General features: G+C 64.3%; 29 protein-coding genes. 15 read left to right on the forward strand and 14 right to left on the reverse strand.

All coding sequences use genetic code 11. From position 1 onward, the window contains the following. Window positions 1-93: 93 nt before the first annotated feature. From dnaJ to ABIA96_RS22455, 7 genes are all read left to right on the forward strand, one after another. On the forward strand, window positions 94-1,227 hold the full coding sequence (gene dnaJ, locus ABIA96_RS22425; protein ID WP_354139217.1) for a molecular chaperone DnaJ: 1,134 nt from the start codon (window positions 94-96) through the stop codon (window positions 1,225-1,227). Window positions 1,228-1,315: 88 nt separating this feature from the next. Next, a complete protein-coding gene (locus ABIA96_RS22430; protein ID WP_354139218.1) occupies window positions 1,316-1,915 on the forward strand; it encodes a class I SAM-dependent methyltransferase in 600 nt (199 codons plus the stop codon). Between the two features lie 57 nt (window positions 1,916-1,972). After that, the gene (locus ABIA96_RS22435) at window positions 1,973-2,551 is read left to right on the forward strand and encodes an NADPH-dependent FMN reductase (protein WP_354139219.1); all 579 of its coding nucleotides are present in this window, start codon (window positions 1,973-1,975) and stop codon (window positions 2,549-2,551) included. A gap of 6 nt (window positions 2,552-2,557) precedes the next feature. Next, entirely contained in the window at window positions 2,558-3,268 is a 711-nt protein-coding gene (pyrF, locus tag ABIA96_RS22440) for an orotidine-5'-phosphate decarboxylase (protein WP_354139220.1), read from the forward strand. A 22-nt stretch (window positions 3,269-3,290) separates the two neighbouring features. After that, window positions 3,291-3,602, forward strand: coding sequence for a DUF1330 domain-containing protein (locus tag ABIA96_RS22445; protein ID WP_354139221.1), 312 nt, complete (start codon window positions 3,291-3,293; stop codon window positions 3,600-3,602). A 117-nt stretch (window positions 3,603-3,719) separates the two neighbouring features. Further along, a complete protein-coding gene (dapB, locus tag ABIA96_RS22450; RefSeq protein WP_354139222.1) occupies window positions 3,720-4,535 on the forward strand; it encodes a 4-hydroxy-tetrahydrodipicolinate reductase in 816 nt (271 codons plus the stop codon). Between the two features lie 80 nt (window positions 4,536-4,615). Then, the gene (locus tag ABIA96_RS22455) at window positions 4,616-5,239 is read left to right on the forward strand and encodes a 2,3-bisphosphoglycerate-dependent phosphoglycerate mutase (protein ID WP_354139223.1); all 624 of its coding nucleotides are present in this window, start codon (window positions 4,616-4,618) and stop codon (window positions 5,237-5,239) included. 120 nt (window positions 5,240-5,359) lie between these two features. Here ABIA96_RS22455 and ABIA96_RS22460 read toward each other — a convergent pair whose 3' ends face one another. Both ABIA96_RS22460 and ABIA96_RS22465 read right to left on the reverse strand, forming a co-directional pair. Then, entirely contained in the window at window positions 5,360-6,256 is an 897-nt protein-coding gene (locus tag ABIA96_RS22460; RefSeq protein WP_354139224.1) for a methylated-DNA--[protein]-cysteine S-methyltransferase, read from the reverse strand. 54 nt (window positions 6,257-6,310) lie between these two features. Beyond that, window positions 6,311-6,844: a DUF2244 domain-containing protein gene (locus ABIA96_RS22465; RefSeq protein WP_354139225.1), complete on the reverse strand. Its 534-nt coding sequence runs from the start codon at window positions 6,842-6,844 to the stop codon at window positions 6,311-6,313. 22 nt (window positions 6,845-6,866) lie between these two features. Here ABIA96_RS22465 and nth point away from each other — a divergent pair, with 22 nt between their 5' ends. The 3 genes from nth to ABIA96_RS22480 are packed head-to-tail and all read left to right on the forward strand — an operon-like array spanning window position 6,867 to window position 10,420. Further along, on the forward strand, window positions 6,867-7,634 hold the full coding sequence (gene nth, locus ABIA96_RS22470) for an endonuclease III (protein ID WP_354139226.1): 768 nt from the start codon (window positions 6,867-6,869) through the stop codon (window positions 7,632-7,634). Between the two features lie 37 nt (window positions 7,635-7,671). After that, complete coding sequence (locus ABIA96_RS22475; protein ID WP_354139227.1) at window positions 7,672-8,805, forward strand: HlyD family secretion protein; 1,134 nt, start codon at window positions 7,672-7,674, stop codon at window positions 8,803-8,805. Further along, window positions 8,792-10,420: an MFS transporter gene (locus tag ABIA96_RS22480; protein ID WP_354139228.1), complete on the forward strand. Its 1,629-nt coding sequence runs from the start codon at window positions 8,792-8,794 to the stop codon at window positions 10,418-10,420. Before ABIA96_RS22475 ends, ABIA96_RS22480 begins: the two co-directional genes overlap by 14 nt. A 178-nt stretch (window positions 10,421-10,598) precedes the next feature. On the opposite strand, the gene ABIA96_RS22485 is transcribed toward ABIA96_RS22480, so the two are convergent. From ABIA96_RS22485 to ABIA96_RS22500, 4 genes are all read right to left on the reverse strand, one after another. After that, window positions 10,599-11,339 carry a sulfate transporter family protein gene (locus tag ABIA96_RS22485; RefSeq protein ID WP_354139229.1) on the reverse strand — a complete coding sequence of 247 codons (741 nt, stop codon included), beginning with the start codon at window positions 11,337-11,339 and terminating at the stop codon, window positions 10,599-10,601. 123 nt (window positions 11,340-11,462) lie between these two features. Further along, window positions 11,463-11,732, reverse strand: a complete 270-nt coding sequence (locus ABIA96_RS22490; protein WP_354139230.1) for a hypothetical protein — start codon at window positions 11,730-11,732, stop codon at window positions 11,463-11,465. A 54-nt stretch (window positions 11,733-11,786) separates the two neighbouring features. Next, window positions 11,787-12,233 carry a nickel-responsive transcriptional regulator NikR gene (nikR, locus tag ABIA96_RS22495; protein ID WP_354139231.1) on the reverse strand — a complete coding sequence of 149 codons (447 nt, stop codon included), beginning with the start codon at window positions 12,231-12,233 and terminating at the stop codon, window positions 11,787-11,789. Window positions 12,234-12,372: 139 nt separating this feature from the next. Beyond that, entirely contained in the window at window positions 12,373-14,826 is a 2,454-nt protein-coding gene (locus ABIA96_RS22500; RefSeq protein ID WP_354139232.1) for a heavy metal translocating P-type ATPase, read from the reverse strand. Between the two features lie 50 nt (window positions 14,827-14,876). Between ABIA96_RS22500 and ABIA96_RS22505 the strand changes: the two genes are divergently transcribed. Next, the gene (locus ABIA96_RS22505; RefSeq protein ID WP_027535553.1) at window positions 14,877-15,152 is read left to right on the forward strand and encodes a metal-sensitive transcriptional regulator; all 276 of its coding nucleotides are present in this window, start codon (window positions 14,877-14,879) and stop codon (window positions 15,150-15,152) included. A 261-nt stretch (window positions 15,153-15,413) separates the two neighbouring features. Here ABIA96_RS22505 and ABIA96_RS22510 read toward each other — a convergent pair whose 3' ends face one another. After that, complete coding sequence (locus tag ABIA96_RS22510) at window positions 15,414-16,394, reverse strand: YiiX/YebB-like N1pC/P60 family cysteine hydrolase (protein WP_354139233.1); 981 nt, start codon at window positions 16,392-16,394, stop codon at window positions 15,414-15,416. Between the two features lie 187 nt (window positions 16,395-16,581). On the opposite strand from ABIA96_RS22510, the gene ABIA96_RS22515 reads away from it, so the two are divergent. Continuing rightward, entirely contained in the window at window positions 16,582-17,979 is a 1,398-nt protein-coding gene (locus ABIA96_RS22515) for a flavin monoamine oxidase family protein (RefSeq protein WP_354139234.1), read from the forward strand. On the opposite strand, the gene ABIA96_RS22520 is transcribed toward ABIA96_RS22515, so the two are convergent. The 4 genes from ABIA96_RS22520 to pheS form a co-directional block, all read right to left on the reverse strand. Further along, a complete protein-coding gene (locus ABIA96_RS22520; RefSeq protein WP_354139235.1) occupies window positions 17,976-18,746 on the reverse strand; it encodes a sulfite exporter TauE/SafE family protein in 771 nt (256 codons plus the stop codon). The two genes, ABIA96_RS22515 and ABIA96_RS22520, sit on opposite strands and share 4 nt — an antisense overlap. 55 nt (window positions 18,747-18,801) lie before the next feature. After that, a complete protein-coding gene (gene pheT, locus ABIA96_RS22525) occupies window positions 18,802-21,210 on the reverse strand; it encodes a phenylalanine--tRNA ligase subunit beta (RefSeq protein WP_354139236.1) in 2,409 nt (802 codons plus the stop codon). Then, window positions 21,207-21,653, reverse strand: a complete 447-nt coding sequence (locus ABIA96_RS22530; protein WP_354139237.1) for an endonuclease domain-containing protein — start codon at window positions 21,651-21,653, stop codon at window positions 21,207-21,209. The genes pheT and ABIA96_RS22530 overlap by 4 nt, the downstream gene beginning before the upstream one ends. 221 nt (window positions 21,654-21,874) lie before the next feature. Beyond that, on the reverse strand, window positions 21,875-22,957 hold the full coding sequence (pheS, locus tag ABIA96_RS22535; RefSeq protein WP_354139238.1) for a phenylalanine--tRNA ligase subunit alpha: 1,083 nt from the start codon (window positions 22,955-22,957) through the stop codon (window positions 21,875-21,877). Between the two features lie 151 nt (window positions 22,958-23,108). Between pheS and ABIA96_RS22540 the strand changes: the two genes are divergently transcribed. Beyond that, a complete protein-coding gene (locus tag ABIA96_RS22540; protein ID WP_354139239.1) occupies window positions 23,109-23,522 on the forward strand; it encodes a hypothetical protein in 414 nt (137 codons plus the stop codon). A 9-nt stretch (window positions 23,523-23,531) separates the two neighbouring features. Here the strand turns inward: ABIA96_RS22540 and rplT are convergent, their stop codons facing one another. Beyond that, window positions 23,532-23,891, reverse strand: a complete 360-nt coding sequence (rplT, locus tag ABIA96_RS22545; protein WP_354139240.1) for a 50S ribosomal protein L20 — start codon at window positions 23,889-23,891, stop codon at window positions 23,532-23,534. Between the two features lie 79 nt (window positions 23,892-23,970). After that, the gene (gene rpmI / locus ABIA96_RS22550; protein ID WP_007598540.1) at window positions 23,971-24,171 is read right to left on the reverse strand and encodes a 50S ribosomal protein L35; all 201 of its coding nucleotides are present in this window, start codon (window positions 24,169-24,171) and stop codon (window positions 23,971-23,973) included. Window positions 24,172-24,441: 270 nt separating this feature from the next. Here rpmI and ABIA96_RS22555 point away from each other — a divergent pair, with 270 nt between their 5' ends. After that, window positions 24,442-24,840 carry a hypothetical protein gene (locus tag ABIA96_RS22555; RefSeq protein ID WP_354139241.1) on the forward strand — a complete coding sequence of 133 codons (399 nt, stop codon included), beginning with the start codon at window positions 24,442-24,444 and terminating at the stop codon, window positions 24,838-24,840. Between the two features lie 236 nt (window positions 24,841-25,076). Here ABIA96_RS22555 and infC read toward each other — a convergent pair whose 3' ends face one another. Then, a complete protein-coding gene (gene infC, locus ABIA96_RS22560; protein WP_354139302.1) occupies window positions 25,077-25,616 on the reverse strand; it encodes a translation initiation factor IF-3 in 540 nt (179 codons plus the stop codon). Between the two features lie 252 nt (window positions 25,617-25,868). On the opposite strand from infC, the gene ABIA96_RS22565 reads away from it, so the two are divergent. Beyond that, the gene (locus ABIA96_RS22565) at window positions 25,869-26,684 is read left to right on the forward strand and encodes an alpha/beta hydrolase (RefSeq protein ID WP_354139242.1); all 816 of its coding nucleotides are present in this window, start codon (window positions 25,869-25,871) and stop codon (window positions 26,682-26,684) included. Window positions 26,685-26,712: the final 28 nt, after the last annotated feature.

The following is a 26,712-nucleotide window of genomic DNA, read 5'->3' on the forward strand; positions in this document are numbered from 1 at the left end:
CCCTCTGCCGTGAGGCGGAAGGCTGACTATATCGTCGCGTGGCGACGTTGTTTCGCTCCGACTTGAATCGCGATTGGATAGACCGAGTCCCACATGTCCACGTCCACCAAGCGCTGCTATTACGAAACCCTCGAAGTCGAACGCTCTGCCGACGATTCCGTCCTGAAATCGTCGTTCCGCAAGCTTGCGATGAAGTTTCACCCCGACCGCAATCCCGGGGATGACACCAGCGAGGTCAAGTTCAAGGAAATCAACGAGGCCTACGAGATCCTCAAGGACAAGGACAAGCGGGCGGCCTATGACCGCTTCGGCCACGCCGCCTTCGAGCAGGGCGGCCCCGGCGGCGGCGCTGGTTTCGGCGCGGGTTTCGCCTCCTCCTTCTCCGATATTTTCGAAGACCTGTTCGGCATGGCCGGACAACGTGGCCGCGGCGGCCGCGAGCGTGGCGCCGATCTGCGCTACAACATGGAAATCACCCTCGAGGAAGCCTTTGGCGGCAAGACAGCGCAGATCGAGATTCCGGTCTCCGTCACTTGCGAAGCCTGCTCGGGCATCGGCGCCAAGGCCGGCACCAAGCCCAAGACCTGCTCGACCTGCGGTGGCGCCGGCCGCGTGCGGCAGTCGCAGGGCTTCTTCACCCTCGAGCGCACCTGCCCCGGCTGCCAGGGCCGCGGCCAGATGATCGAGGACGCCTGCCCGTCCTGTTCGGGCCAGGGCCGTGTCACCCGCGAGCGGTCGCTGTCGGTCAACATCCCCCAGGGCGTCGAGGACGGCACCAGGATCAGGCTCGCCGGCGAAGGCGAGGCCGGCGTCCGTGGCGGCCCGCCCGGCGACCTCTACATCTTCCTGTCGCTGGCCCAGCACCAGTTCTTTCAGCGCGATGGCGCTGATTTGCATTGTCGCGTGCCGATCTCGATGGTGACCGCGGCGCTCGGCGGCGAATTCGAGGTGCCGACCATCGACAAGGCCAAGGCCAAAGTGAAGGTGCCCGCCGGAACCCAATCCGCCCGCCGATTTCGCATCGCATCAAAGGGCATGCCGGTGCTGCGCTCGCGCCAGATGGGCGACATGTACGTCCAGGTCGTGGTCGAGACCCCGCAGAATCTCACCAAGAAGCAACAGGAATTGCTGGCCGAATTCGAAAAGCTCTCCTCCGGCAACACCCAGCCGGAATCCGAGGGTTTCTTCGCCAAGGTCAAGGATTTCTTCGGTAATCGGGCGAATTGACTCGGCTTGACCGTATCGTGTTCGGCCTATACCTGTTTATGACCATTTTCTGACACGCCGCGGTCACGCGGTCCCGGCCGGTCCTGACATGCCATTGCCATCGTCCGCGCGAGCGTTGAAGAAGCCCCGTCTTGATGACGAGGTGCGTTTTCTCAGGTCGTGGATCGAAAAGCCGCTGCACATGGGCGCGGTGATGCCGTCGGGCAAGCTCCTGGCCCGGACCATGGCGCATTACGTCGATGTCAATTCGGATGCTCCGGTGGTCGAGCTCGGGCCCGGCACCGGCGCCATCACTTCGGCCCTGGTCGAGCGCGGCGTCGACCAGAAGCGTCTCGTGCTCGTCGAATACAATCCCGGCTTCTGCGCGCTGCTGCGCGACCGTTATCCGCAGGCCACGGTGGTGCAGGGCGACGCCTATCGCCTGCGCGACACGCTCTGGAACGTTTTGAGTGCGCCGGCCTCCGCGGTGGTCTCCGGCCTGCCGCTCGTCACAAAACCGATGCTGACGCGGCTGCGGCTGATCCGCGACGCCTTCCTGGCGCTCACGCCCGGCGCGCCCTTCGTCCAGTTTACCTATGCGGTGGTGCCGCCGATCCCCAAATCGCTGCCCGGCGTATCCACAGAGGCCTCGGAACGGATCTGGATGAACCTTCCGCCGGCCCGCGTCTGGGTGTATCGCAAGGACTAATTCCGCCGGCTTCCTGCTTTGCGCGGCGGGCTCGTTTCGCCGAACGTATTGGATTGGATGTCAGCTCCGAAAATCCTGGTCATTCCCGGCTCGCTGCGCACCGGCTCGCATAACGCGAAGCTGGCGGCGGTCGCCGCGTATGAATTCGCCCAGGCCGGCGTGGACGTGACTCGCGTCTCGCTCGCCGATTTTCCACTGCCGATCTATGACGGCGATCTCCAGGCCAAATCCGGCGTGCCCAAGCACGCGATCAATCTCAAGCGCATGATCGGCGCGCATCACGGCGTGCTGTTCGTCTCGCCCGAATACAACGCCTCGGTGCCGCCGCTCCTGAAGAACGCGATCGACTGGGTCAGCCGCGTGCAGGATCCGCACGAGACGCGCGGCGACGTGTTCCGCGACCGTGCCTTCGCGCTCGCCGGTGCGTCGCAGAGCCGGCTCGGTGCCGCTCGCGCGCTCGGGGCGTTGCGGCTGATTCTGACTTCCTGCCACGCCAATGTGATCGCCAGCCAGTTCACGCTCGCCTTTGCCGACCAGGCCTATGACGATATGGACAGGCTCAAGAACCAGGCCGATAGCGATGGGCTGAAGGAGATGGTGCGGCAGTTGATCGACATTTCCCAACGCATGATGTGAGGTGACATGACGCCAGCCGAAATCGCTCCGAAGGACCGCCTGATCGTTGCGCTCGATTTGCCCAGCGTCGATGCCGCGGAGGCGATGATCGCAAGGCTCGGCGACAGCGTCACCTTCTACAAGATCGGCTATCGCCTCGCTTATGCCGGCGGCTTGCCGCTGGTCGCCAGGCTTGCCGACACGGGCAAGAAGGTCTTTCTCGATCTCAAGCTGCACGACATCGGCAACACCGTGACGCAGGGCGTCGAAAGCATCACCAAACTGGGTGCAACCTTCCTCACCGTGCACGCCTATCCGCAGACCATGAAGGGCGCCGTCGAGGGCCGCGGCAGCTCGAAGCTGAAGATCCTCGCCGTCACGGTGCTGACCTCGTACAACGAGGACGATCTGCATGCGGCAGGTTTCCGGCTCGGCGTCTCCGAGCTCGTCGAAGCCCGCGCGCAACAGGCGCAAATGCTTGGCATCGACGGGCTCGTGTCCTCGCCTGAGGAAGTCGGAAGCCTGCGCAAGATCGTCGGCCACCAGATGCATCTCGTCACGCCCGGCATCCGACCGGCTGGTGCTGCAAGCGGCGACCAGAAACGCATCATGACGCCGGGCCGGGCAATTGCCGCGGGCGCGGATTATCTCGTCGTCGGGCGGCCGGTGGTGGAAGCCACCGAGCCCAAGGCGGTCGCAGAAGCCATCCAGGCCGAGATCGCACAAGCAATCACCTGAATAACAACCAAGGAGAAGAACAATGGCAAAAGGCTACTGGATCGGACGCGTCGATGTGAGCAATGACGAGGGCTACAAGCCCTATGCCGTCGCCAACGGTCCGATCTTCAAGAAATGGGGCGCCCGTTACGCCGTCCGCGCCGGCAAGTTCACCACCGTCGAGGGCGCAAGTCGCACCCGCAACGTCGTGATCGAATTCCCGGACTACGAGACCGCGATCGCCTGCTACAACTCGCCGGAATACCAGGCCAACATCAAGGTGCGCCAGCCGCACTCCATCGCCGACCTCATCATCATCGAGGGCCATGACGGCCCGCAGCCGTCGGACGGTTGAGACACATCGTCATTCGAGGATCGCCCTTCAGGCGCCCCGGAATGACGATGGTGTCTAATCCCCCTCGGTTGCCGGAACTGCATCCCGCCGCTACAACGCACCTGAGAGGATCGCACCATGTCAGACATGCGCTTGATTGTTGCTGGAGCCGGCGGCCGGATGGGCCGCGCCCTGATACGGGCGATTGCGGACAGCAAAGGCGCGGTGCTGGCTGGCGCCCTCGAGGCGCCGAGCTCGGAGCTGCTCGGCAAGGATGCCGGCGTGCTCGCAGGGCTCCCGGCCAACGGCATCAAGCTGTCCGCTGATCTCTGGGCGATGTCGAAAGAGGCCGACGGCATCTTGGATTTCACCGTGCCGGCCGCGACCATCGCCAATGTCGCGATCGCGGCCGAGCGTGGCATCGTGCACGTCGTCGGTACCACCGGGCTTTCAGGTTCGGACAACGCCGTGATCAAGAGCGTCACCAATCGCGCCATCGTCGTGCAATCAGGCAATATGAGCCTGGGCGTCAATCTGCTCGCCGCGGTGGTGAAGCGCGTCGCCAAGGCGCTCGACGAGAGTTTCGACATCGAGATCGTCGAAGCGCATCACCGCATGAAGGTCGATGCCCCCTCCGGCACCGCGCTGATGCTGGGCCAGGCTGCGGCGGCCGGCCGCGGCATCTCGCTCGAGGACAATTCGGAACGCGGCCGCGACGGCATCACCGGCGCGCGCAAGCCGGGCGCGATCGGCTTTGCCTCCTTGCGCGGTGGCACCGTCGCCGGCGAGCACAGCGTGACCTTCCTCGGCCCGTTCGAGCGCCTGACGCTGTCGCATCTTGCCGAAGACCGCATGCTGTTCGCGCACGGTGCGCTCAAGGCGGCGCTGTGGGCGCATGGCAAGAAGCCGGGACACTATTCCATGGCCGACGTGCTCGGCCTCGCAGACATCTGAGCGAGAGCATGATCCGGAAAAATGTGAAGCGGTTTTCCGACAAGATCATGCTCAAACGTTAACTGGAACGGAAATAGTCAATGAGCGAACGTCTTCTCGTGCTCGTGCGTCACGGTCAGAGCGAATGGAATCTGAAGAACCTGTTCACGGGCTGGAAGGATCCTGACCTCACCGAGCTCGGCATGAAGGAAGCTTCGGAAGCGGGCCGCAAGCTGAAGGCGCAGGGCCTCGAGTTCGACGTCGCCTATACGTCGGTGCTCACGCGCGCGCAGCAGACGCTCGATCTCATCCTCGGCGAGCTTGGCCAGAAGGGTCTGCCGACTTCGAAGGACCTCGCGCTGAACGAGCGCGACTACGGCGATCTCTCCGGCCTCAACAAGGACGATGCGCGCAAGAAGTGGGGTGAGGACCAGGTGTTGATCTGGCGCCGTTCCTATGACGTACCGCCGCCCGGCGGCGAAAGCCTGAAGGACACGCTCGCGCGGGCGCTGCCGTATTACGTGCAGGAAATCCTGCCTGGCGTGCTCAACGGCAAACGCACACTGGTTGCCGCCCACGGCAACTCGTTGCGCGCACTGATCATGGTGCTGGAAAAGCTGTCGCCCGAAGGTATCTTGAAGCGCGAGCTCGCCACCGGCGTGCCGATCATCTATCGGCTCAATGCGGATTCGACCGTGGCATCGAAGCTGGATCTGGCGGGTTAGCACCAGTGCCGTAGGGTGGGCAAAGCGCAGCGTGCCCACGCCTTTTCCGATCGAGAGATATGGTGGGCACGGCGCAAGAGCGCCTTTGCCCACCCTACAAGACCTTCGCCGGGACGGTGATCACTGCATCCCCAGCTGTCCGGCTTCCCAGCCCAGCATCGCCTGCTTGCGGGTGATGCCCCAGTGATAGCCGGTGAGCGTGCCGCTCTTGCCGAGCGCGCGGTGGCAGGGCACGACGAAGGAGACCGGGTTCTTGCCGACGGCTGCACCGACGGCGCGCGAGGCCTTCGGATTGCTGATGTTGCAGGCGATGTCGGAATAAGACACCGCGCGTCCCATCGGGATCTTCAACAGCGTCTCCCACACCCGCACCTCGAAATCGGTGCCGATCATCACCACGCGCAACGGCTGGTCCGGTCGCCACAGCTTTGTGTCGAAGATGCGCTGGGCCAGCGCGGCCGTGCCCTCGTGATCTTCGACATAGGTCGCGTTCGGCCAGCGTCTGGTCATGTCGGCGAGCGCGACCTTCTCCTCGCCGGGGTCGGCGAAGGCGAGGCCCGACAGGCCGCGATCGGTCGCGATCACGATCGCCGTGCCGAACGGCGAGGGATGGAAGCCGTAGCGCAGGGTCAATCCCGCGCCGCCGTTCTTCCATTCACCCGGCGACATCGCTTCGTGCGTGACGAAGAGATCATGCAACCGGCCCGGACCTGAGAGACCTGAGTCGAGCGCCGCATCGAGGATGCTCGCGGAGTCCCGCAAAAGTCCCTTGGCGTGGTCGAGCGTCAGCGCCTGCATAAAGGCCTTTGGCGTGATCGAGGCCCATCGGCGGAACAGATGGTGCAGCTCATCCGGCGTGACGCCGGCCGCATCCGCCATCGCCTCGATGGCCGGCTGCGTGCGCCAATTCTCCGAGATGAAGGCGATGGCCCGGCGCACGGAATCATAGTCGCGCAGCGCGGCGTTCTGGGAGCCCGGCTTGGCCAGGCGCTGATCATGTATGGCGAGTGTCATCATGACCGGAAATGTAGGAGAGGGGAGGCTTCGAAACCACCCGATTTCTGACCGCGCTCAGGTCACCGGGTTATAGGTCGGGCCGCGCTTGGCGGCGTTGAGTGCCTCAACCAAGCCTTTGTAAAAACTTGCCTTTTCATCAGGCCCGAGGAACCTTGCGATCTGGATCTGGCGGCCCCGCGAGATCAGATAGAGATGTTCGATGCCAAAATCCTCGTCGACTTCCATGTCGAGGCGGACCCAGAGCGGGTTGAAGGTCCATTCGGCGACCTGGCCGCGATGGCTGACGCGCCGCACGCGCAATTCGGTGGTCGTGACCGTAATCTCCTCGCGCGCCCGCGCGGTGCGGAAATTGGCCTTGAACGCCCACCAGACGACGAGAACGTCGAGGCCGAAAAAGCCGAACACCGGCCAGGCGCCCTTCAGCAGGAAGACAATTCCGGTGACGAAGCTGACGACGCTCAGAAACAGCATCACGGCAAGGAAGCCGGTGCGGTTGAGCGAGCGGTGTGGCGTCAGCAGCGCGGAAAAGATCTGCACTTCGGCAAGACCTTCAGAGTCTGCGCGCTCAATTTCGTTGCCTGTGCTCATCGTCCCTCAGTATATCCCGATCATGGCGAAAATCACCCGCAAGCCGGCCCCGCGCAAAGCGGCGATGCCGAAGAAAAAGGCAAAGGCAGCCAGCGCGAAGCCCAGGCCCGCGAAGAAATCGGCGCCGGCGAAGAAATCGCTCAAGGCTATCAAACCTTGGACGCCGGCAGAGGTTCGCGAGGTCTTCAGCCGTTTCCGCAAGGCCAATCCCGAGCCGAAGGGCGAGCTCGAGCACGTCAATCCGTTTACGCTGCTGGTTGCCGTGGTGCTGTCGGCGCAGGCGACCGATGCCGGGGTCAACAAGGCGACGCGCGCCTTGTTCGAGATCGCCGACACGCCGCAGAAGATGCTCGACCTCGGCGAAGAGCGCCTGCGCGACTACATCAAGACCATCGGCCTCTATCGCACCAAAGCGAAGAACGTCATCGCGCTGTCGGCCAAGGTCCTCAGCGATTTCGGCGGCGAGGTGCCGCGCACGCGCGCCGAGATCGAGTCGCTACCGGGCGCAGGACGCAAGACCGCAAACGTCGTGCTCAACATGGCGTTCGGCGAGCACACCATGGCGGTCGACACGCATGTCTTCCGCGTCGGCAACCGCACCGGGCTCGCGCCCGGCAAGACGCCGCTCGAAGTCGAGCTTGGTCTCGAAAAGGTGATCCCGTCCGAGTTCATGCTGCACGCCCATCATTGGCTGATCCTGCACGGCCGCTATACTTGCCTCGCGCGCAAGCCGCGCTGCGAGGTCTGCTTGATCAACGATCTCTGCCGGTGGCCGGAGAAGACGGTCTGAGCATGGCGTTCGGGCAAAGTGGTTTTGGGGGCATTCGTTGAGTCAGCAGGAACAAACCTCGCCGCCGCCCGCAGCCACACCGGTTCCGCCGCCCAAGCCGACGCAGCGGCCGGCGACTTCGCTCTGGAGCCGGCTCGCGATCCCGCTGTTCGCCGTGATCGTCGCGCTCGCCTTCGTCGCGCTGGCGACGCTGCGGTTCGACGAATGGGTCGGCAATGCGGTGGTCCAGACCACCAATGACGCCTATGTGCGCGCCGACTTGACGCGGCTTGCAAGCCGCGTCTCCGGCGAGGTGCTGACCGTCGCGGTGACCGATTTTCAGCGCGTCAAGGCCGGCGATCTCCTGATTCAGATCGATCCCGCCGACTATCAGGCCCAGGTCGCGCAGTCGGAAGCGGCGGTTGCCGCCGCGCAGGCCGTGCTCGACAATCTCGCCAACCAGATCGAGCTGCAATATGCGACGATCGCCCAGGCCGAGGCTTCGCGACTGTCGGCGGAAGCCCTGGAAGTCGAGGCCAAGCAGGAGCAGGAGCGCCAGCAATCGCTGTCGCAGACCGAATCCGGCACACGGCAGCGGCTCGAGCAGGCGGTCGCCGGGCTCGCCAAGGCGCAGGCCGACGTGCGCGCCAGCCGCGCCGTGATCGCCGCCCAGCAGCATCAGCTCGAGGTCCTGCAAGGCACCAGGAAGCAGCGCGCCGCCGATCTCGACGCCACCAAGGCGACGCTGGCGAGCGTCAAGCTCAAGCTGGGCTATACGAAGATCACGGCACCGTTCGACGGCGTCGTCGGCGAGCGCCAGGTGCAGCCCGGCGACTACGTCAATATCGGCACCAACCTCATCAACGTCGTGCCGCTGCCGAAAGTCTATGTGATCGCGAACTACAAGGAGACCCAGCTGACGCACGTAGCACCTGGCCAGCCGGTCGAGATCACCGTCGACGGTTTCTCGCGCGAAAAGCTGCGGGGCAGGGTCGAGCGTATCGCGCCCGCGACCGGCGCACAGGTCGCGCTGCTGCCGCCCGACAATGCGACCGGAAATTTCACCAAGGTCGTGCAGCGCATTCCCGTCCGCATCCAGTTCGACGACAATCAGCCGCTGCTGGCGAGGCTCGTGCCGGGCATGTCGGTCGTGACCAGCATCGACACCAGGGCCGGCAATGGCGGAAAATGACGATGCCCGCCGCGGACCGGTCTCGCGCGGCGGCATTGCGCCTCAACCGCTGTTCGCCGTGGCGGCGGTGCTGCTCGGCTCGTTCCTCACCAATGTCGACAGCCGCCTGACCACAATCGGCTTGCCGGATTTGCGCGGTGCGTTCTCGCTCTCATTCGACGAGGGTGCGTGGCTTTCCACCGCCGGTATCGGATCGCAGATCCTGATCGCGCCCGCAGTGCCGTGGCTTGCGACCGTGTTCGGTCTGCGTCGCGTGCTCGGCATCCCGAGTTTGATTTATGCGGTGATCTCGCTGATCGTCCCCTTCGTGCACGATTATACGACGCTGATCGCACTCAGCGTCGTACATGGCCTCCTCCTCGGCACTTTCGTGCCAGCGACGCTGATGATCGTGTTCCGCAATCTGCCGATCCGCTGGTGGCTGCCGGCGATCGCGCTCTACTCGATCCGCGTCGGCTTTGCGTTCGACACGTCGAGTTCGCTGGTCGGCTTCTATGTCGATCATCTCGGCTGGCAATGGGTGTACTGGCAGAGCGTGGTGATCGCGCCATTGATGGGCCTGATGGTCTATCTGGGCACGCCGAGCGAGCCGGTGAATCGCGTACTGCTGCGCGAGGCCGATTGGGGCGGCATGCTGCTGCTCGGCACATCGGTTTCGATGATCTATGCCGGCCTCGACCAGGGCAATCGCCTCGACTGGCTCGGCTCCGGCACGGTGATGGCATTGCTCGTTGGCGGATCCGTGTTGTTCGTGGGCTTCCTGATCAACGAATCGCTGGTGCGCCAACCCTGGGCCCATGTGGATGTGCTGTTCTCGCGCAACATCGGATTGGGCCTGGTCTTGATCCTGCTTTACACGCTGACCAGCCTCTCTAACTCGTCGCTGGTGCCAAACTTCCTCGGCAATGTCGGTCTGCTCAGGCCAGAGCAGAGCGGCCTCTTGTTGCTGACCTATGGCGCGCTGCCGATGTTCGTGCTGGTGCCACTCTCGATCTGGCTGCTACGGCATTTCGATGCGCGGACGGTGGTGGTTGTCGGATTTGCCTGCTTTGCCGCAGCCAATCTCTGGGGCACACAGCTCACCCACGACTGGGCCCGCGAGGACTTCATCGGCATCGTCCTGCTCCAGGCGATCGGACAGTCGCTGACCTTGCTGCCGCTCATCATCACGCTGCTGTCGAACTCCGATCCGAGCCGTGCCACCTCCTTTGCCGCCTATATCCAGGTCATGCGGCTCGGCGGTGCCGAGATCGGCGTGGCGCTGATGGGGACGTGGCTGCGTGTCCGCGAGCAGGTCCATTCTTTCTATATCGGCCAGAATCTCGAAGTCGGCGACGCCAATGTGGTGCGTGCGCTGAAACAGCTCGCCGATCATTTCGCGGCGCATGGCGCCAGCTCGGCGCCGGCGCGCGCGCTGGGCACGCTCGCGAGCTTCGTGCAGCGCGAGGCCAATGTGCTCGCCTATATCGACGGCTTCTGGCTCTGCTTCTGGCTGGCGCTGGTCGCGCTCGGCGTCATCGCCCTGATCACCCGCGCGCCGCCGGGCCCGTTCACCCCGGCGCCGTTCGGCTTCGCCAGGATGCTGTTGCGAAAGTGCGGCGTGCAGGGGACTTGAATCGGATGGCGGTTGGTTCGTTCAATCGCGCCGCGGGGTCGGTCACCTCTCCCGCCTGCGGGAGAGGTCGGCGCATTGCGCCGGGTGAGGGCTCTCTCCTCTTGGGGAGTGTCCCATTGCGGAGACACCCTCTCCCGCAAGCGGGAGAGGGAGCGCACCGTCCGCGCGGATTAGTCAATCACCGCATCTGCCGCGCCGGCTCGATCAGCTCGGGTCGCGATCCCGACAGGCGCTTGTGCATATGGACCATGAAGGCCATGCCGAAGATCGGCGTCGCCAGATTGACGATCGGAATCGAGACGAAGGCCGCGATGAACAGGCCGGCGGTGAAGATCGTTGCGGCATTGTCGCGCCGCATCGCCTTGGCGTCCTCCGGCGAACGGAAGCGCATCGCGGCGAGCTCAAAATACTCGCGCCCCAACAGCCAGGCGGCGGCGAGGAAGAAGATCAGGAAACCGGCGCCGGCCAGAAACACCAGCGGCAATGCGACGAGATAGACGAGGATGGTCAGCAGCGCGGTCTTGATGCCTTCGAGGATGGCCTGGTTGAACGGCAGCGCCGTGCCCGGTCGCTCGGCAGGATAATATTCGCGCTCAACGACGTCAGCGACGTCGTCGACGAAGAAGCTCGCCACCAGCGAGGTGATCGCGGGCATCAGGAACACGCTGCCGAACACGACGCCGAGACCGGCCGCAATCGAGATAATCCACGCCAGCACCTCCAGCGACGAGTGCCAGCTCGGCCCGAGCAGGCCCTCAAGCCAGACCTCGCCATAGGTGGCGAACCAGCTCAGCAGCCGCTGCAACCCGATCGCGAGCACGACGATCAGCACCAGCGCAAACCCGATCGAGCGCCACAGGATCGAACGCATGGCCGGCGACATCATTTGCGACAGCGCCTTCACGGCGGCATCCAGCATGGGAACCTCTCACGAAACCACCCGCGAGAGGTAGACACCCCAGGCCCGTTCGGCAAGGGAGGCTGACCTGCTCTGATTGCGTCATAAGCACTCTCGCCCCTCACCATGAGGGACGACAGAGGCCTATGGCTCCGCCACGATACTGGCCCAGCAGGTGATGGCACTACAGACCGTGCTCCAGCGGCCAAAGCCCCTGTAGATCAGAGCGGCGGCCTGCTCCTGCTGCTTCAGCGTGCCTTCGGCCTTGATCCGCGGATCGGAGACGTTGCGGATCGCCAGCCAGCGCGGTGCCTTCGCACCCATCTCCTGAGCGACGAGGCCCAGGATGGCGTCGCCCATCTTGGTGACGTCTTCGATCAATCGTGGGCACGGCGCAAGTGCGCCTTTGCCCACCCTGCGATTCCCGACTCGCAGAGAGAGATCCGCATGGTCCGCGTGGCTCAAAGCCTACTCATGCCGATGCCCGTGCTTACGCACCTTGACCGGCTTCCCCTCTCCCGTCGGGATCATCACCACACGCCCATAACGCACGCCACGCTCCGCGATGATGTGGTCCGCGAAATGCTTGACCTCGGCGGCGTCGCCGCGCAGCGCGGTCATCTCCATGCAATTGTTGTCGTCGAGATGGACGTGCAGGGTCGCGAGCGCGAGGTCGTGATGGCCGTGGAATTCCTGCACCAGCCGCTTTGAGAGATCGCGCGCAGCGTGGTCGTAGACATAGACGAGGCCGGCGACGCAGGGGCCGCTCTGGGCCGTGTCCTCGCTCGATTGCTGCAGCCCGGCGCGGGCGAGGTCGCGAATGATCTCGCTGCGGTTCTGGTAACCGCGCGCTTCGGCTGCGGCATCGATCTCCGCCAGCAAATCGTCCTCGATCGTGATCGTAATCCGCTGCATGAGATATGTCCCGTGTCTTGCCTATGCCCGTGAACCGTAGCCCGGATGGAGCGCAGCGCAATCCGGGACGGTGCCAATTTGTGAGCAAGACCCGGATTTCGCTTCGCTCCATCCGGGCTACGAATTCAGCTCGCTCGCCTCACAATCGCGTCCCACGCAACCTCAACGCATTCCCGACAACGCTCACTGAGGATAGTGCCATGGCCGCTGCCGCGATGATCGGCGACAGCAGCACGCCGAAAGCGGGATAGAGGATGCCGGCTGCAATTGGAATGCCGGCGGCGTTGTAGATGAAGGCGAAGAACAGGTTCTGGCGGATGTTGCCCATCGTCGCCTGCGATAGTCTTCGTGCACGCACGATGCCGGTGAGGTCGCCCTTGAGCAGGGTGATGCCTGCGCTTTCCATCGCCACATCCGTGCCGGTGCCCATGGCGATGCCGACCTCGGCCGCCGCCAGCGCCGGCGCGTCGTTGACGCCGTCGCCGGCCATCGCGACGCTGCGGCCGGCCTTTTGCAGTTTTGTCACCACCGCGCTCTTCTGGTCCGGCAGCACCTCGGCTTCGATATCAGAGATTCCGAGCCGCCGCGCGACGGCTTCGGCCGTGGTGCGGTTATCACCGGTCAGCATGATCACCTTGATGCCTTCGGCCGCGAGTGCTCTCAGCGCTTCGGGCGTCGAAGTCTTCACGGGATCAGCGATGGCAAACAGGCCGGCAAGCCGGCCGTCGACCGCCATGTTGATGACGGTCGCGCCGTCGCCGCGCAGGCGCTCAGCCTCTGTATCGAGCGCCCTGGTGTCGATGCCGATCGATGTCAGGTACCTGGCGTTGCCGAGCACGATACTCTTGCCGTCAACCATGCCCGTCGCGCCCTTGCCGGTCGGCGAGTCGAACTCTTCGACCTGGCTCAGCGCAAGCTGCTTCTCCTTTGCCGCGCGCATGATCGCGTCGGCGAGCGGATGCTCGCTGGCGCGCTCGACACTGGCTGCAAGCCGAAGGATGTCATCCTCGGCAAAGCCGGAACCCGCCACGATCGACACCACCTTGGGCTTGCCCTCGGTCAGCGTGCCGGTCTTGTCGACCACCAGCGTGTCGATTTTCTCCATCCGCTCCAGTGCTTCGGCATTCTTGATCAGGACGCCAGCGTGCGCGCCGCGGCCAACGCCGACCATGATCGACATCGGGGTCGCCAGGCCCAGCGCGCAGGGGCAGGCGATGATCAGCACGCTGACGGCGGCGACGAGGCCGAAGGCCACCCGCGGCTCCGGCCCGAACCAGGTCCAGGCGGCGAAGGCTGCGATAGCGATGGCGATGACGGTCGGCACGAACCAGCCGGCGACATGGTCCGCCAGGCGCTGGATCGGCGCGCGCGAGCGCTGCGCATCCGCGACCATCTGCACGATCTGCGACAGCAGCGTCTCGCGCCCGACCTTGTCCGCGCGCATGATGAAGCTGCCCGACTGGTTGAGTGTGCCGGCGATCACCTTGGCGTCAACCTCCTTGGTGATGGGCATGGATTCGCCGGTGACGAGGGATTCGTCGAGCGAGGAGCGGCCTTCGAGGATAGTTCCGTCGACCGGCACTTTTTCGCCGGGACGTACGCGCAGGGAATCGCCGGCGTGTAGAGAGTCGATTTCGATCTCATGCTCGCTGCCATCGGCATCGACGCGGCGCGCGGTTTTTGGCGCGAGCTGGAGCAGTGCCTTGATTGCGCCCGACGTGGCATCGCGGGCGCGCAGCTCCAGCACCTGGCCGAGCAACACCAGGACGGTGATAACGGCAGCCGCTTCGAAATACACGGCGACCGCGCCCTCATGGCCGCGGAACGTGTCAGGGAAAATCTGCGGCGCGATGGTGCCGATCAGGCTGTAGACATAGGCAACACCGGTGCCCATTGCGATCAGCGTGAACATGTTGAGGTTGCGGGTGAGCAGCGACTGCCAGCCGCGGACGAAGAACGGCCAGCCGGCCCAGACCACGACAGGCGTGGCGAAGACGAGTTGGATCCAGTTCGACAAGGTCGGGTCGATCCAGTTGTGCGGGCCGGCAAGGTGTCCGCCCATCTCCAGCACCACAGCGGGCAACGCCAGCGCGCCGCCGATCCAGAAGCGCCGCGTCATGTCGGCGAGTTCCGGATTGGGTCCGGTCTCCAGGCTCGCGACCTCCGGTTCCAGCGCCATGCCGCAGATCGGGCAACTGCCGGGTCCGACCTGGCGGATCTCCGGATGCATCGGGCAGGTGTAGATCGTGCCCGCCGGCATCTCCGGTTCGGGCGCCTTCTCTTTCGCAAGATATTTTGCGGGATCGGCCGCAAACTTGGTGCGGCAGCCGGCCGAGCAGAAATGGAAGGTCTCGCCGTGGTGATCAAAGCGGTGCTTCGAGGTCGCGGGGTCGACCGTCATGCCGCAGACGGGATCGAGGACCTTTGTTGCGGCTGCGCCATGGTCATGGGCGTGGTGATGGGCATGATCCCCGTGGCCGCCGCAGCAGGACGAGGCGGCAGGCTTCGGAGCGGGCGCCGCGGTCCTGGCGGAGCAGCCGCATCCGGAATGCGTGTCCCCGCTGTGATGATGCTTGTGGTCCGCGTCGTTCATTGCTGCACTCCGGCCTTGTAACCTATACCCGGTAGGGGTATATAGACCCCATGCGCAAGGACATCAAGGCATCCGTCGGAAAACGTCTCGGCCGGATCGAGGGCCAGGTTCGCGGCCTGTCGAAAATGGTCGAGGAGGACCGCTACTGCATCGACATCGTCACCCAGATCTCGGCGGTGCGCGCCGCGCTGCGCCGGGTCGAGGAAGAGGTTTTGAAGGACCACGTCGCCCATTGCGTCGAGCACGCGATTGCAAGCGGTGACAAGTCGGATCAACGCGAGAAGATCGCGGAGCTGATGGCGGTGATCGGGCGGGCGGAGCGGTAGGGCGCGCTCTCTCTTCCGTCATTGCGAGCGCAGCGAAGCAATCCAGAGTCCCTCCGCTGAGACAGTCTGGATTGCTTCGCTGCGCTCGCAATGACGGGGAGAAAAATGCGCACCCCACCCTCAGGTGTCGTCCCTGCGAACGCAGGGACCCATAACCCCAGGGAGAGGTTTGGCGACGACTGCTTGTTCGGTACTGCCACCGCCGATACGCGATAGATTCCGCGGTATGGGTCCCTGCGTTCGCAGGGACGACACCGATGCCTACGCCGCGATCTCGCGGACGTGTCCGTCGTGCCGCGCGCGATACGTCGCGAGCTCTTTCAGCATCACAAAATGCTCCGAGAAGGCGACGCCCATCTCAGCAGCCGCTTCGGTCATCACTTGCTCAGCCTGAACTTCAGCCGGCGCTTCTTCGTCAGCCGCTTCAGGAACGAGCGGCGGCGCCCTGACCGTTTCTGGAAACACCCCGAATGAGCCTGCTACCTCCTCGAGCGGCTTTTGCTTGTCGGCCCAGTGCAGCGCTGTGTAGTCGAAGCCATGCACGATGGTGGGTTTGACCACTTCGAAATAGGGCGAGATGTCGAAGTCGCGGGGCATGTAGAGCGAGGAATCGCGGATGTGCAGGATCTCGCGGCGGGCGGCGCGGCTGCCGGCCTTGGTGATCTTCGGCAGGATCGGATAGCGCACGGCGTCGAAGGCCTGCGCGATCAGCGCCGAGCAGATGATCTTGGTCGGATCGCCCGAGCCGATCGAGATCATGCGCCGCCGCCAGCGCTGTGGAATCGGCAGCGGAAACAGAAAGCGCATCAAATCGATGATGTTCTTGGTGTCGTAGCCGAAGCCGATGCGGTTGATCGCATAGCGGCACACCGTGGTGCGGTCCTCGTAGGACAGCCCGACCGGACGGCAGAGACGGGTGTGGTAAGGGAAATATTTCGACAGCGGTGCAGAGGTGACGCCTTCGCCGATATTGGCCTCGATCAGCACATGCGGTTCGCCGTCGGGCTCCTGTGCGCCCTCGACCGGGCCAACATAGAGCGCCGCATGCGACCAGGTCGACTGCGTCAGATATTTGATGATGCCGGAGATGCGATTGTTGCCTTCGACCAGCATCACGTCGCCCGGCTGGATCACGCCGCGCAGGTGCTCGGGGTCGCTCGGCGTGAACGGCTCGTAGCCCGGCACCTCCTTCGAGAGGTACGCGGCAATCACCTTGCCGACTGAATCTAGGACCGTCCCCATGAACTCTCCCCGGGCCTTTCTGGCCGCCTTTTTTCCATCTGTATCATGGTCGAAACCTGTTGCAATTCGGTTCATGGGTCTGTGAGGTCAAGCACGATTGATTCACCATGATGGTTGCTGCGCAACATCAGATGCGGCAAGGTTCGCTTGCTGTTCCCGTTCGCCGCAAGTCTCCGGAAACCATGACATGACAATCACCCGCCGCTGCTTCCTATCGGCGTCGGCGGCCTTTGCCGCAGCGCCGGTCCTGCGCGCAACGGCCGCGCCGCTGCCGCGCGAGGCTGACATTGTCGTGATCGGTGCGGGTGCGGCGGGTATCGCTGCGGCGCGGCGCGTCATGGCGGCCAATCGCAAGGTGGTGGTGGTGGAGGCGGCGTCGCAGATCGGCGGGCGCTGCATCACCGACAGCATCACCTTCGACGTGCCGTTCGATCGCGGCGCGCGCTGGATGCACAATCCCGACACCAACCCGATGATTCGCCTTGCGCGCGGCGCCGGGCTCGATGTGTCGCCTGCGCCGTCGGGCCAGAAGATGCGCATCGGCCGCCGCAATGCGCGCGCGGGCGAGACCGAGGAATTTTTGGCGGCGCTGGTGCGCGCCAACCGTGCCATCGACGAGGCGGCGCGCGGCAAGCTCGATACCTCGTGCGCGTCGGTGCTGCCGAAGGATCTCGGCGATTGGGCGGGCGCCGCCGAGTTCGTGCTCGGCGCAGGTTTTGCCGGCAAGGATCTCAAGGAACTGTCGGCGATCGACAAGGCGCGCGCGCAGGACCGCAATGCCCCGATCGCCTGCCGCCAAGGTCTGGGCACCCTGATCGCCAGGCTCGGCGAGCAGGCGCCGGTTGCGCTCGCGACACCGGCAAGCCGGATCGTCTGGAGCAATCGCGACGTCAGCGTGGAGACGCAAGGAGGCAAGATCGCCGCGCGCGCGGCCATCATCACGGTCTCGACCAATGTGCTCACGAGCGGCGCGATCAAGTTCGCGCCTGATATTCCCAAGCGCACGCTCGATGCGGCGTCAAAACTTGGCCTCGGTAGCTACGATCACATCGTGCTGCAGCTGCCGGGCAATCCGCTCGGGTTGTCGCGCGACGATATCCTGATCGAGCAGAGCAACTCGACGCGCACCGCGTTGATGTTCGCCAATATCGGCGGATCCTCGCTGTGCTCGATCGACGTCGGCGGTTCGTTCGGCCGTGATCTCTCGGAGCAGGGTGAGAAGGCGATGACGGCCTTCGCAAGGGAGTGGATCACAAAGCTGTTCGGCAGCGAGGCCGCAGCCAATGTGCAGAAGACCGCGGTGACGCGCTGGAACGCCTCGCCCTATGTCATGGGCGCAATGTCGGCGGCCTCGCCGGGCGGCCAGCTCTCGCGAAAGGTTTTAACCGAGCCGATCGGCAATTTGTTTCTCGCCGGCGAAGCCACGCATGAGACGCTGTGGGGCACCGTCGACGGCGCCTGGGAAAGCGGCGAGCGCGCGGCGGACGCTGCGCTCCGCAAGATCGGTGCGCTGAAGGTTGAGCCGGCCGAGGTGCCGACGCAGTCGACGAAACGCCGCCGCGCGCCGCGGCCGAAGAGCAACTAGCGCAAAATCCCATCCAGCGCGGGCAGCCCGGCGATCACCGCCATCGCAATCAGCACATAGCAAATGGCGCGAAATATCGTTTCGCTGGCGCGGCCGAACAGTGATGCGCCGAAGGCGACGCCGATCGCATAGACCGGGCCGACGATGAGCGCGAGCGCGAGCGACTCGCGGGAGATCAATCCGGTCGTGGCATAGCTGACCATCGAGAAGAAATCCGACGCGCCGAAAAACAAGACGATGTTGGCGCGCGCGACGATGGGAGCAATGGGGCGGCCGAGCCAGTAGCCGACGATCGGCGGCCCGCCGGTCTGCGCCAGTCCGCTGCAAAAGCCGGAAAGGCCGCCGATGCCGACCGAAAGCCAATTGTGGTCCTTGCCGCGATAGCGCCAGCCCGACAACAGCAACAGAAGCAGCGCGGCCACGAAGCACGAGATGATCCAGCGCGTGGTGATCGGCTCGAGCACGCTGAGGAAATAGGTGCCGACGGGCACGCCGACCAGCGCGCCCAGCACGATCACGGCGGTCGCTTTGCGGTCGGCCTTCCGCCAGGCGTCGGGCAGCAGCGGCGCGGCCGCGACAAGATCGATGACGAGGAGCAGTGCTGCAACCAGCCGCGGTGCCGCGACGCTGCTCGCCAAGGGCATGAAGATCAGTGCCGAGCCGAAGCCGGAGAAGCCGCGCGCGGTGCCCGAAACGAAAGCGATGGCGCAGAGCGCCATCGCGATGGTGAGGCTGACATCCTTCGGAAGGAAGTCCGTAAAACTCATGCTCCATGACTCTTGAGCATGACGTTGTCCGAAAACCGCTTCACACTTTTCGGCGTCATGCCCGCAACGTGCCGCCGGTCTTCTTCGTGACCTCCGCCACGATCTTCGCGGCGACGGCCTCGATCTCCTGATCGGTCAAGGTCTTCTCGCGCGGCTGGATCGTCACTGCGATGCCGATCGACTTCTTGCCGCCGTCGATGCCTTTGCCTTCATAGACGTCGAACACGTTGACGCCGGTGATCAGCTTCTTGTCGACACCCTGCGCGGCGCGCACGATGTCGCCAGCCTTCACGGCGCGATCGACAATGAAGGCGAAGTCGCGCGAGACCGGCTGGAATGCCGACAGCTCGATCAGCGGTTTTGCGCGGGTCGGCTTCTTCTTCGCCTCCGGAACGCGGTCGAGGATCACTTCGAACACCATCAGCGGACCATCGGCGCCGAGCGCTTCCAGCGCGCGCGGATGCATCTCGCCGAAAGTGCCGAGCACATTCTGCGGTCCGATCTGGATCGTGCCCGAACGGCCCGGATGCAGCCAAGCGGGCCCGCCGGCAACGATCTGCAGCGCCTGCATCGGTGCGCCGGCCGCAGCCAGCACCGCCAGCGCATCGGCCTTGGCGTCGAACACATCGGCTTGTGCAGAGCCCGACCAGTGCCGTCCCAATCCGTCCGACGACGCAAGGCCGCGGCGCACGCCGCTTGCGGCCACGAACTGATCCTGCGGGCGATCGCCCTTGAAGATCTGGCCGACCTCGAACAGCACGACGTCGCCAAAGCCGCGATCAGCATTGGCCTGCGCGGCCGCGACCAGACCCGGCAACAGGCTCGGCCGCATGTCGGAGAGGTCGGCGGCGATCGGATTGGCGACTTCGAGCTCGCGCTGTCCGCCGCCAAATAGTTGTGCCGCAGGCTTGGTGATGAACGACCACGTCACGGCCTCGACCATGCCGCGGCTCGCGAGCGCGCGCCTGGCGCGGCGGGTGCGAAGCTGGAGCGGCGTCAGCACGGATTTGCGCGCGTCCTCGCCGCGCTCGAACGGCGTCATCGGCACCTTGTCGACGCCGTAGATGCGGACGACTTCCTCGACGATGTCGGCCTTGCCATGCACGTCAGTGCGCCAGGAGGGCACCGCGACCTTCACCACGGGGCCCGGACCCGCCATCATGAAGCCGAGACGGGTCAAAATGAGCTTCATCTCGACCTGCGGCACTTCGATGCCGGAGAGACGCTTGACCTCGGTGAGCGGGAAATCGATCACGCGATCATCGCCGAAGGTCTTGCCCACCACGACGTTCTCTGACGGCGTGCCGCCGCACAGCTCCAGCACCAGCTTGGTGGCGAGCTCCAGCCCCGGCACCATGAAGGCCGGATCGACGCCGCGTTCGAAGCGGTAGCGCGCATCCGAATTGATGCCGAGCTTGCGACCGGTCTGGGCGACGTTGATCTCGTTCCACAGCGCCGATTCGATCAGCACGTCGGTGGTGTTTTCGTCGCAGCCCGAGGCTTCGCCGCCCATGATGCCGGCCAGCGATTCGACGCCGTGCTCGTCCGCGATCACGCAGATCGAGGGATCGAGATTGTAGGCGCGACCGTCGAGCGCGAGCAGCGCCTCGCCGTCGCGGGCGCGGCGCACCACGAGATTGCCGACCACCTTCTTGGCGTCGAACACGTGCAGCGGACGCGCGCGGTCGTAGGTCATGAAGTTGGTGATGTCGACCAGCGCATTGATCGGACGCAGGCCGATCGCGGTCAATCGCTTCTGCAGCCATTCCGGCGACGGGCCGTTCTTGACACCGCGCACCAGGCGGAGCGCGAAGCCCGGGCACAGCGTCGCGTCCTCGACCGTGACCTTCACCGGGCAGGGGAATTCGCCCTTGATCGGCTTGATCGACGGATCCCTGAACTTGCCCATGTCGGCAGCCGCAAGGTCGCGCGCGATACCGTGCACGCCGGTGCAGTCCTGCCGGTTCGGCGTCAAATTGATCTCGATCACGGCATCGCCGAGCGCGGCCCATTCGGCATAGCCGGCGCCGATTGGTGCATCCGCCGGCAATTCCATGATGCCGTCATGGTCGTTGGAGATCTGCAATTCGGCCGCCGAGCACAACATGCCGCGGCTCTCAACGCCGCGGATGGTGCCGACGCCGAGCGTGATGTCCTTGCCGGGAATGTAGGTGCCGGGCGGCGAGAACACGCTGACGAGGCCAGCCCGCGCATTCGGCGCCCCGCACACGACCTGCACCGGCGCGCCACCGTCCCCGGTGTCGACCATGCAGACGCGCAACCGATCCGCATTCGGATGCTGCTCGGCCGAAATCACCTTCGCGATGGTGAACGGCTTGAGCGCCTTCGCCTTGTCCTCGATGTTCTCGACCTCGAGCCCGATCATGGTGAGCTTGTCGGCAAGCTTTTCCAGCGGCTCGTCGGTGTCGAGATGATCCTTCAGCCAGGAGAGGGTGAATTTCATGGCTGCTTTTTCTCCACGGAGACGGTCTGCTCCCTCTCCCGCTTGCGGGGGAGGGTTGGGGAGGGGGCTCTCTCCGCGATGGCGGTCGCGATGGTTTCGAGAACGCCGGCACGGTTGGTCATGACATCCAGATTGCTGAAGCGGAGCACCTTGAAGCCCTTCGCTTTGATTGCGGCAGAGCGCCGCGCATCGGCGCGCTCGCCGTCGTCCGAGAAGTGTTGGCCGCCATCGAGCTCGATGATGAGCCCGGCCGCATGGCAGATGAAATCGGCGACGTAGCGCTCGATCGGCACTTGGCGGCGAAAAATAATGTCGTTCAATCGGCCGGCGCGCAGCTCGGACCACAGGATACGCTCCGCATCGGTCGAGTTGCGCCTAAGTGCGCGCGCATTGGCGCGGAGCTTGGCCGGTATTTTCCAATCCGGATGTTCAGGATCGACCATTGGCAACCCCATCGAGGAGAAACCCTCACCCCAACCCTCCCCCGCAAGCGGGGGAGGGAGTCCGACCTCTTGAGCGGACAGAGGGAACGTATCCATACAATCAAGGTCACACGCGCGCTCTATCCATTCCCGCCCCCGCTTGCGGGGGAGGGGCAGGGAGAGGGTTGTCTCCGCGAAGGGAACGGAGAGAGTCTTCGCTAGCTCTTGTTTGAAACCGAGCATCACGAGCTCAGCCCTCCCGCAAGTGTCGGCACTTCCAGCGGCTTGAAGCCGTAATGGTTGAGCCAGCGGACGTCGCTGTCGAACAGCTGGCGCAGATCGGCGATGCCGTATTTCAGCATGGCGATACGGTCGATGCCCATGCCCCAGGCGAAGCCCTGGTATTCGTCGGGATCGATGCCGCAGGCGCGCAGCACGTTCGGATGCACCATGCCGCAGCCGAGGATCTCCATCCAGTCTTCGCCCTCGCCGAAGCGGATCTCGTTCTTGTCGCGGCGGCACTGGAGGTCGACTTCCAGCGACGGCTCGGTGAACGGGAAGAACGAGGGGCGGAAGCGCATGTTGAGGTGGTCGACCTCGAAGAACGCCTTGCAGAATTCGTGCAGGATCCATTTGAGGTGGCCGAGATGCGAATGCTTGTCGATGACGAGGCCTTCGACCTGGTGGAATTGCGGCGTGTGGGTCGCGTCGGAATCGATACGGTAGGTGCGGCCCGGGCAGATCACGCGGATCGGCGGCTTCTGGGTCAGCATGGTGCGCACCTGCACCGGTGAGGTGTGGGTCCGCAGCAGCATGCGCGAGCCGTCCTCCTTCGGATTGAAGAAGAACGTGTCGTGCATCTCGCGCGCGGGATGGCCTTCCGGAAAATTCAGCTTGGTGAAGTTGTAGTCGTCGGTCTCGATGTCAGGGCCTTCGGCGACCGAGAATCCCATGTCGGCGAAGATCGTGGTCAGTTCGTCCCAGACCTGGCTCAGCGGATGGATGCGGCCCGTATCAGCCGGCGCATCGCGCAGCGGCAAGGTGACGTCGATGGTCTCGGATGCGAGACGCGCGTCGAGCGCCGCCGACTTCAGCAGGTCGCGCCGTGCGGCGAGCGCCTCGGTGACCTTGTCCTTGGCCTGGTTGATCGCAGCGCCTTGCGTCTTGCGGTCGTCGGGCGACATCTTGCCGAGCGTGGCAAGCAGTGCCGAGATCGAGCCCTTCTTGCCGAGGGCTGCGACGCGCACCGCTTCGAGCGCGGCTTCATCGCCGGCGGCGGCGATCTGGTCGAGGATGGATGCTTCGAGCGTTGCGAGGTCGGACACAGTCAAATCCTTGCTGCCAAATTCGGCTGGGTTGTCGCCGCCCGAAGGCCGTAACGTCAAGCAAAAAGCCGGTCATTTCGCACCCAGGACCAGCTGGGTTGAACCTCGCGCGGGGGCCGGGCACCAAGGGGGATACGAGGAGACCTTTGCGATGCTTTTGAAATCCTGTTTGGCCGCTCTCGCCATCGCTCTCGCGGTCGCTGCCACCCCGGCGTGCGCCATGGTCTGCATGGACAAATCCATGACGCTGGACGAGGTCGCCGACACCATCAGCGCCCAGAAGGGCTGCGAAAGCGCGATGAAGGTCTTCAGGGATTGCGAACTGACCGCGAGCGGCGATGTCCAACTCGGTGCCGCCGTCGAAAAGAAATGCGAGGCGGACTTCAAGTCCGGCCTCAACGCCGCCGAGAGGCAGGCCTACAAACGCGAGATGCGCGTATGCGACCGCAAGTACCGGAACAAGTCCGGCACCATGTATCTCTCGTTCACGGCATTCTGCCGGGCGGAGGTCGCCCAGCGCTACTCGCAACGCGCGCTGAAGGCTGCGGGCCCGAAGGCCCGCTAACGTAAGCCTTTAGGCTGCGAGCGCAGCTTTGGCCTTCTCGGCGATCGCCTGGAACGACGCGGGCTCGTTGATCGCGAGATCCGACAGCACCTTGCGGTCGACCGTGATGCCCGACTTGGCCATGCCGTCGATAAACCGGCTGTAGGTCAGGCCGAACGGACGGACGGCAGCGTTGATGCGCTGGATCCAGAGCGCGCGGAAGGTGCGCTTCTTACGCTTGCGGTCACGGAAGGCGTACTGCAGGGCCTTGTCGACAGCCGGCTTGGCGGTGCGGATCGTGTTCTTGCGGCGGCCGCGGAAACCCTTGGCGGCCTTGTAGACTTTCTTGTGCTTGGCGTGGGCGGTCACACCGCGTTTGACGCGAGACATGACATAATCCTTCAGAGATGACTTGGTTTTTCGGATCGCCGCGCGAACGCGGCGCAAATGGCAATGATCGTGGACGCGATCAGGCGTTCGGCAAGAAGTACTTCTTGACGTTGTCGCCGTCGGTCTTGAACAGCACCGCGGTGCCGCGAAGCTGACGGATCTGCTTCTTTGTCCGCTTGATCATGCCGTGACGCTTGCTGCGATGAGCGAACATCACTTTGCCGGTGGCAGTCACCTTGAAGCGCTTTTTAGCGCCCGATTTGGTCTTCAGCTTGGGCATTTAGCTCTCCTAATGGCCACAGAATTCCGCCCGCGAAGGCGGCTGGCCGTCAAAATGCTCGTTAGAGCGGTGATTGTGCTCAGGTTTTACGAACAAGCGCGAAACCCGCACGGAACACCGCCACGGCAGCCCTTAATCAGCCGGGCGATGAAGGCCGGGCTTATGACAGAGAACGGGCGAATTGGCAACGATGAACCGCCCGAACCCGGGCGCCGACTATTCGGAGTTACTACATCCTTGTCCAAGTCGCGTGGCTCGAGCAGGACCAAAATGGCCCATTTTTCCCAATCGCTTTTGTCTGTCTTCGCTTCTCCGCGCCGTCTGGCGCTGTTTGCCGTGCTTGCCACGGCCGCCGTCCCATCGACGGCCGATGCCCGCATCGGCGGCTATGACGGCGTCTGGAATGTCACCTTCGCCACCACCCGCGGCAATTGCAGCTCGGGCTACAGCGTTCCCTTCACCGTAACCGGCAGCCGGGTGTCGTCCGCCGGCGGCGGACGGGTCTCGGGTTCGGTCAATCGTGGTGGGGCCGTTGCGGTCGAAGTGTCGGTCGGCGCTTCTCACGCCAGCGGCGGCGGCCGGCTCGGCGGCGCAGTCGGGGGCGGCTCGTGGAAAGGCATCATTTCCGGCGACCAATGCAGCGGCACCTGGCAGGCGACGCGAACTTAGGCGCCAAGCGCTAGGTGCGCTCCCTCCCCCGCCTGCGGGGGAGGGTTGGGGAGAGGGTGTCTCCCCAGGCGAGAACCCCCAAGAGGAGAAAGCCCTCACCCGCGTCGCTACGCGACACGACCTCTCCCGCAAGCGGGAGAGGTGCAGTGGAGCTCGGGGTTGCACCTGCGACAAAACAAAACGGCCCGCCGGAGATCCGGACGGGCCGTTGAAACTCTGGCTGTAACGAGCAGGCGTCAGCGCGGCGCCAGCACCATGACGACCTGACGGCCCTCGAACCGGGCGTCCTGCTCGACCTTGGCAAGTTGGGCGACGTCGGTCTTGATCTTGTCGAGCAGCTTGGTGCCGATCTCCTGGTGCGCCATTTCGCGGCCGCGATAGCGCAGGGTGATCTTGACCTTGTCGCCCTCTTCGAAGAACCGCAGCATCGCGCGCATCTTCACGTCGTAATCGTGATCATCGATCATCGGACGGAGCTTGATCTCCTTGATCTCGACGGTCTTCTGGCGCTTGCGGGCTTCGGCGGCTTTCTTCTGGGCGCCATACTTGTACTTCCCGTAGTCCATGATCTTGCAGACGGGAGGGCTGACATTTGGCGAAATCTCGACCAGATCCATGCCGGCTTCCTGGGCCAACTTGATAGCCATCATCGTCTCGACCGTGCCTCTGTTGTCACCGGTCTGATCGATCAGCTGGATCTGCGCATTTCGAATATCATCATTGATGCGCGGCCCGTCTTTGCTGGCAACGGGCGGGGCTCTATTGGGACGGCGAATGGGTGGTTCTCCAAAGTTGTGGAAGCAAGCGGCTATTTTGAAGGAAGATGCGTTTGCCGGCAAGCAAGTCGCGTGTATCGCGATCGAAAAAGCCTCAAATGCGAGGCTTTTGGGTCACGCCTGACGGCACGGTGCTGGACATAGACACCTTGCTCCGGTTCCGCAAGCGTCCCAAAGGGTCAGGGTTGATATCGGATTATGCTGTCAAACCGGCCTGGACAGCTTAAACCGCGCAGTCGGAGTAAATGTTCCATGACCAACGCGATCTCCGAAGCCGTGCTCGACTTCATCGAAATCGGCGAGGGCCCGTCAGCGCGCAAGATCGCGGTGCGTCGCCGCGCCGGGCAAGGACGCTTAGGACAAGGGCCCGGCCTGGTCTGGCTCGGCGGCTTCAAATCCGACATGCAGGGCGGCAAAGCGATCGCGCTGGACGCCTGGGCCGCAGAGCATGGCCGTGCCGCCGTCCGGTTCGACTATTCCGGCCATGGCGAGTCCAGCGGCGATTTCGCCGACGGAACCATCGGAACCTGGCTCGAGGATAGCGTCGCGGTGTTCGAGCGCTTCTGCACCGGGCCTCAAGTGCTGATCGGTTCCTCCATGGGCGGCTGGATGGCGCTGCTGCTGGCGCGCGAAATCAGGAAGCGGCAAGAGAAACAGCAAGCCAAGGCATCGCTCGCGGGCCTGGTGCTGATCGCGCCGGCGCCCGACTTCACGGAAGAGCTGATGTGGAAGAAGTTTTCGCCCGAGGTGAAGACCGAGATCGAGACCAGGGGCTTCTGGCTGCGGCCGTCCGAATATGGCGACGGCACGCCCTATCCGATCACGCGCAGGCTGATCGAGGAGGGGCGTAACCATCTCGTGCTCGGCAGCGCCATCGATCTCGGCTGTCCCGTCCGCATTCTGCAAGGCGCGCAGGATCCCGACGTACCGTGGCAGCACGCCTTCGCGCTGACGCACCGCCTGCCCGCGGACGACGTCGTGCTGACCATGATCCAGGACGGCGACCATCGCCTGTCCCGCCCGCAGGACATCGCGCGCATTCTTGCCGCGGTGGCGGAGATCGGGTGAAGTCTTGTTTCCTTCCCCCCTTGTGGGG

The organism is Bradyrhizobium sp. LB11.1 (assembly GCF_040549385.1).
Taxonomy (GTDB): domain Bacteria; phylum Pseudomonadota; class Alphaproteobacteria; order Rhizobiales; family Xanthobacteraceae; genus Bradyrhizobium.